Genomic DNA, 6,246 nt, shown 5'->3' on the forward strand with positions numbered 1-6,246 from the left:
ATTGCAATCCAGTGCACTTTTGCACTACCTTTTGCACATGAGTTGACCCCCTGCTTGAAGCAGGGCTTAGTGCAAGTGCCAAGGACAAGTACAAAATCCGGCAATTGGGACCACGATCTGCGCCGTCAGATCAAGCGTGAACATGGCATCGGTTGGAAGGTCCAAGGGCAGGGCAAAGCAACGCGACTTTTCAAGACCATGGAGGATGGCTCACGGCCATCGGTGACCCTCGAGATTGAATGGGCTCCGAGCTCCGCAACCGCGATCGCGAACGCAGTTGGTGTTCTCAAATCACGGATGGATGAGCACGACATCAGCCTGCGTGAAGCGCACCGCCGATCACAGCAAGTTGCTGGTGTTGTCACTGGTCAGGGTGTTGTTGCAGGTGCCATTGATTGGAAAGCCGCTGCGGATGCATTTTTAATTGCAAGGAATGACCGACGGGCCACCACGCTCCGCGACACAACCAATCGAATCAACAATGCACTGCAAATCCTGAACGGCAAACCACGCCCGACCGATGGAGCATCACTGATGCAGGCGTATGCAAGCACCTTCTTTGATCATTGCCCCGCTGGTGGGGTTGGCCGCAAACGTCATCTTGGTGATGTTGCTGCATTCCTCGATTACGCGATCGAGAAGTGTGGTGCACCTGGCCGGTGGAAACCGCTCGAGGGTGAAGACCGTGATGCGCTGGTGGGAACGGCCGACGATGGCGATGACAAGCTCACGCCACCGGTGAAACCAGAACAACTGGAGGCATTGCTCGATGCGCTGATCGCCGATGAGAAGCCAGAGCTTTGGCTTGCTGTTGCCCTAGTGGGTTGCTTTGGATTACGCCCGGCTGAGCTCGCCGCACTGTCGGTTGATGACGGCCGATTGAAGGTGGCCAGCAACGTGAAGAGGAATCGCCGGAGCATGAAGAATCAGAAGCCCCCACGGTTGGCGATCGCTCTGGAGCTCGATGGCCGTGATGACGGTGCACGGGCGCTGCGTCAATTCGAAAGCGGTTTGGTGAAATTGCCGCGGGCCATCCGCACCGCCATTGATTCAGGTGAATTCAAGAAGGTTGGAGATGCATTCAGGCAGCTGCTTGATCGTTATCCGTTTTGGCAATCGTTGGTGAGCTCCACACCAGACTTGACACCTTATTCCTTGCGCCATGGATGGGCATGGAGAGCTCATAAGGGTTATGCAATGCCGTTGTCTGTGAGAGATGCAGCGTCGTTGCTGGGTCATACCCCGAGCACGCATCATCTCCATTACGGCCGATGGACTGATGAGGCCGGATTGCTCGAGGCAGTTGAAAGAATCACCGGTACGACTGCACCTTCAAAAGCTCAAGCAAAAAACTAATACTTGTGCCTACTTGCCATGCAGGGGGTCAGCGGTTCGAATCCGCTTGGCTCCACTGGTATTTCCCAGTCTCTGACTGGGCTTTTTAATATCTGGATTTAGCGCTCTGGCGGCGTGACTCTTTGTTTGGTGTGATTTCTGGTGTGAAAACTGCTTTGCGGCTGAATGGGTTTCTTGGGTGAGTTTTGGCTCTGACGTCCTCCAAGGAGCCCTTAAGTTGTGAACTAATTATAAAGATTTTCTCGTATTTCCTTCAAGCGCTACTTCCCGCTAATTCCCGGAGCTTCCCGCTACTTACTTATTCATTTTGATCGTATATCTGTCAGTGATTGCGCCTGAAAGAGGCAGCAAGTAGGTTCTCAGCAGTTGCTTGAACCGGGTACTAACACTCCAGTAAGCCTAAAAATTTCTTGTTGCTGGCTTCCAAGAGCCACCTCAGATTCATTCCGGCAGTTGTCACTGTTGGCTCCAGTATTGGCTGAAAGGGTTCCGGCGAGTAATAGACACAACATGGTTTTAATTATGTCCGAATGGATGAGGACTTCTTTTGCTGCTTTGCAATTGGGAGTCAGCCCTGACACGCTTCACCGTCGTCGAGAGAGCAATGGAGGTTTCTTAGAGATTGGCCGTCACTATGTTCTTGGTCCATATCGAAATTCTCCTTTGGTATGGAATGTTGAGAGTTGCCGAGATGCGTTTAATCAGCACGGCCTTCAGGCTCGTAGGCAGGGATGATCATGCAAAAAAAACCCGCTGCACCAACAGCGAGAGACCACAACTCGTTATCCCCATTCTATTTCGGGGGTCTTGATTAATGGATCAAGACATCGCAAAAGAGTTTCATCGTCGCATGAGTATTGACCAGGAGGAAGAGCATGCAGCCTTCAAGTGGCTGCAAATGGTTGGTGTTATCCAATCCCACCACCAACTAGATGGAGTGCTTTTTGGGATGCGGCAATACTCCGCTCTGAAGGAACAGACCCAGCAGCAAGCCATTAAGGCTGGCGTAAATCCCGAAATGCCAAATGGGCTGTCGACTCCAATGCTGTTTTGGGAACACATTCATTCTCTTGTGAAGAAATGGCATCGCCAGAAAATGTCAAGGGTGGAGCGACTAAGTCACATCCGCACTTATGCCAACACTGCTGGGGCATCGCTTCGTGATCATGAAGCGAAGTTGATTGACTCCGAGGCACAGCGTCAATTTCTTGATCTAAAGGATGGTGTTGGTGGTGGTGATGTGATAACCATCGATCCAACCACCTGGGTCTGGAATCAGATCTTCTGCAGAGGCAGGATCAATCTGCTTCTGGCGCGCGAGAAAACAGGAAAGACAGCATTGGTTCTTGCTTTTCTTTCTGCTTACCTCAGCCGTTCTGAGATCTTTCTTGGTCAGAGCATTGGTAATCCTGGCAACAAACCATCGGTGATCATTCTTGGTACTGATCAATCGCAGGCTGATTGGGGTGAGATGTTTCTTTCTGCCGGAATGGTGGTTGAGGAGCCTCAAAGACCATCAGAGCGGATGGCACACAGTCAAGGTGTTCCAATCCCAAAACGTTGCCGCCTACGTGAGGAGATCAAGTGGCTTTTCACTGCAGAAGCACCTTGCTTTCTCGATGAAGAGGGCATCGAAAAGATTGGTGAGTTGGCGCGCAAGAACCCAGGATCGTTGTTGATAGCTGATTCGTTGGCATCCCTTGTTGGTCCTCTGGGTCTCAATGAAAACCAGACTGAAATTGCAGAGCCGATTAAGGCACTTGAGCGCCGTTTAGCGCCTCATAAGATCACCACAATCCTTTTGCACCACGCTGGGAAAGGTCGCGAGGATGAAAGGTCAGTGACGGCTAGTCGTGGCTCTACTGCGATCACTGCAGCGGTCAGCAGAATCATCCATCTCGCCTTCCTAAATGAGAAGGACAAAAGTGATCGCCGCCTTGTGTTGAACAGCGACGGTCGTGGCGGAAAACCAATCACTTTCGTGATTGAACAGACCGACCACTGTCAATTCACCAACCATGGTGACTATGCAGACATCAAGGCTGAACAAGATCAACTCAAAACCGAAGCCAAGCTCAATGAGCGGCAGGTGCCGGTATTGCAGCTTGTTCGTAATCGGTGGATTGATAACCACTACGAGACCACAGCTAAGAACGTTCTGGAGGAATACCCAGACCTCTATGCCGGACAGAAGGGATCAAATGCCCGTCGCATGGCTTTTGACACCCTCCAGCAGCTATGCGCCAAGAAGTTGGTGGATCAGCGGACTGTGTCGGGGCGGAATCTCTATCGCCCTAGTGGTGTTGATCTAAGCCTGGCAAAGGTCGAACTAGCTGAGTCTCAAAAAAAAGCTCCACCGACTCCACCGACTCACATCCCTTTTGAACACAGGGAAAAAGTTGTTAATCCCTCTCCTATATCTCCTCTAGAGGAGTCATTGGAGCCTCAGGAGTCTGTTTCTTTGGGTCAGGGTGAATTACTGGATAAGACTCCACCAATCACCAAGAAGCGAAGACCGCACCGGCTTGATTTTGATGATCCCCATTGGGGACCACGTCCAACCACCAACGCCAAGGAGTTGGGTTAATGGCACGGCTGCGGGAGGATGGGTCTAGGGATTGTTTTTCTGTCCCTATCGAGAAAAGTGGCGGAAATAACCCTCCACACCCTCCACCGAGTATGTGCACCTGGAGTGCTCAAGCCGCGATGAAGGCTGGATGCTGCAACGAAGAAGCGATTCTTCAATGGTGCTCTGTCCGTCAATTGAACCTGAGCAGCACAGAGTGTCGGAGGGTGATGAAAAATTTCGAGCAGGTAGAGGGCTCTCTTAATGAGCAGTTCTGATTGCCAAGTGGTGAGCCTTAGAGAGGCTGCTCGTCGTCTTGGGCTACCACTCACCAGTTTTCGACGGATTGCGCAGGCCGAACCAAGATTGCAGGCCTGCATTCAACCTGGACGTCCAGCGAAAGTAGATCTCGAGCGTTTGCTGATCGTCTGGCATCAATTAGAGCAAGCTGATAAAAGTGCACTTACCCCACGCCAGGAGTTGGCATTAGAACGTCGTAAAAGACTCTGGTGGCAGGGCCGTTCTTTATTGCTACAGCTGCAGGAAGAGGAAAGTAGGTTTTGTGATGCCGAGCAGACTCAGATTGCAGAGAAGGAAGTATTCGCTCTTCTTGAGAAACTAATGAAGAGCTGGGTAAAATCGATTGCTCCACAACTGCTTGAGAGCAGGGATGCATATGGCTTAATGCTCTCAAGTATAAACAGTGTGTTGCTGGCTATGAGTGATCAAGCACAAAAAAATGCAGATTTATATCAAGACACAGAGCCGTCAGTGCAATTAGCTATGCCATTTGAGCTTCCCTCGCTAGAGGTGTTACAAGCCGATATTGAACGTGCACGCGGTGGTCTTCATCGCCTAAAAGCACAACAGGCGGCAGGTGAAGTTGTACTGGTTACAGATGTAACTAGCAAACAATTTAATCGCTGCCGAAGGGTGAGAGATCAATTTTTAGCGTTAGCGCCAAGGCTCAGCGGTGTTGCAATAGGCTGGCGCACTATCTCAGATGCAAAAACAGAATTAATAAGGGGAGTTTCAACAGTCTTGGCAGCCTGGTGAACCACGAATAATTGCCTACCGCTAGCAGTTTTCTGCGCCGGGGGGCCGCCGCACTTTGCAGGCCGTGGAAGTACCTTTACTAGGGGGGGCACCCGCAACCCCAGTCGCTCAGAACTTGCGAGCAAAGCTGTCTAAGCGGCGCTTGATGCCCTTGGCCAGTGCTTCTGCTACTTCCTTTTCTGTGTAAGGCTTGATCACTCCAGACTTCGCGCCATTGCTGTAAGCCTGCGAGATAGAAGGACCATGAATAAAGCGCACAGCATTCTTAGCTGGATAACGTTTGCCAGGTACTCCAGCTAATGGCAGACCTTGGCTATAAAGCCCCGCTTAATTGTCTTGCGCTCACCCTTGTAAAACGTGACACCTAAGCCGCGCCTGTTTTGCTTGACCCCATAGCTGTTAGCTGTAACGGGATCCTGGCTGGCCCATATAAATGCACTGTTGCCTCCATTCCTGATTTTGGGATCTTCAAGGCCAGCCTTGATACGGGTGCTCTTGAGGTTTAGCCCACCAGCCTTAAGCCCACCAGCGATGTGCTTTTTAGCCCCACGAGCTGCGCTGCTAATACCGGATTTAATTGCTTTATCAACCTTGTCATTGGACAGGTCTTGTAAAGCAGCGATCACCTTTTTGTCGTTTAGGAGTTTTGCTGAGATGTCTATTGCCATTTTTTTCCTCTCTGTAGACCCAAGATAGGCAAGCGGTATAGGTGGGGCAGGTAGGGCATAGGTAGGGCAGCTCAAAAGCCTTGCAGCCCAATCGATTGCCCTGCCTGTCCTACTTACCCTACCTATATCTATGTTTTAGGTAAGAAGGGGTATAAGGGGCCTCTGTGAGCAGCGTTTCAGCTAGCTCTCAGCAAAGGTATAGAAAAAGGTAGGGCAGTGGGCACAGGTAGGGCAAATCCGCTGAAAAGCCTTGAGACGACACAAGAAAGCCCCACCCATGAGGTGAGGCAGAGGTAGGGCAAAAACTACGCCAGGAGGGGCAATAGCGCGGGCCTTTGCTGTCGATGATGCCGCCGTAAATCGCGGTGAGATGGAGGTTGTCTTTAATCAGTTGATGCGTTGCCGCTGTAGTGCGGGTGATGTGGCAGCTCATCTGTTCGCCGCTGGCCCAGGCCGTGGGGTCAAACGAAAAGAAGCGATCGGCGGCATCGCTTGGTTGCGCTTCGAGTTGGTCGAGCGCAATGCTGCGGCGATCAACGCGGGCAGGGGTGCCGGTTTTGAGTCGGTCGGTGTGGAATCCCAGCTGCTTCAAGGCGTCGG

General features: G+C 51.5%; 5 protein-coding genes and 1 pseudogene. 3 read left to right on the forward strand and 3 right to left on the reverse strand.

The features are described from left to right. Nucleotides 1-54: 54 nt before the first annotated feature. The 3 genes from DXY38_RS11190 (at nucleotide 55) to DXY38_RS11205 (ending at nucleotide 4,978) form a co-directional block, all read left to right on the forward strand. Nucleotides 55-1,356, forward strand: coding sequence for a site-specific integrase (locus DXY38_RS11190; protein WP_206749680.1), 1,302 nt, complete (start codon nucleotides 55-57; stop codon nucleotides 1,354-1,356). 850 nt (nucleotides 1,357-2,206) lie between these two features. Next, nucleotides 2,207-3,943: an AAA family ATPase gene (locus DXY38_RS11200; RefSeq protein WP_170952935.1), complete on the forward strand. Its 1,737-nt coding sequence runs from the start codon at nucleotides 2,207-2,209 to the stop codon at nucleotides 3,941-3,943. Nucleotides 3,944-4,186: 243 nt separating this feature from the next. Next, the gene (locus DXY38_RS11205) at nucleotides 4,187-4,978 is read left to right on the forward strand and encodes a hypothetical protein (RefSeq protein ID WP_136988111.1); all 792 of its coding nucleotides are present in this window, start codon (nucleotides 4,187-4,189) and stop codon (nucleotides 4,976-4,978) included. A 108-nt stretch (nucleotides 4,979-5,086) separates the two neighbouring features. On the opposite strand, the gene DXY38_RS13775 is transcribed toward DXY38_RS11205, so the two are convergent. The 3 genes and pseudogenes from DXY38_RS13775 to DXY38_RS11215 form a co-directional block, all read right to left on the reverse strand. Further along, nucleotides 5,087-5,236, reverse strand: a complete 150-nt coding sequence (locus tag DXY38_RS13775) for a hypothetical protein (RefSeq protein ID WP_170952936.1) — start codon at nucleotides 5,234-5,236, stop codon at nucleotides 5,087-5,089. A gap of 38 nt (nucleotides 5,237-5,274) precedes the next feature. Next, nucleotides 5,275-5,721: a hypothetical protein gene (locus DXY38_RS11210; RefSeq protein WP_136988113.1), complete on the reverse strand. Its 447-nt coding sequence runs from the start codon at nucleotides 5,719-5,721 to the stop codon at nucleotides 5,275-5,277. Nucleotides 5,722-5,959: 238 nt separating this feature from the next. Then, nucleotides 5,960-6,246, reverse strand: a pseudogene (locus DXY38_RS11215) (FAD-dependent oxidoreductase); the annotation flags it as partial.

The sequence above is a fragment of the Synechococcus sp. UW179B genome (genome assembly GCF_900474245.1).
In the GTDB taxonomy this organism is placed as follows: Bacteria; Cyanobacteriota; Cyanobacteriia; order PCC-6307; family Cyanobiaceae; genus Synechococcus_C.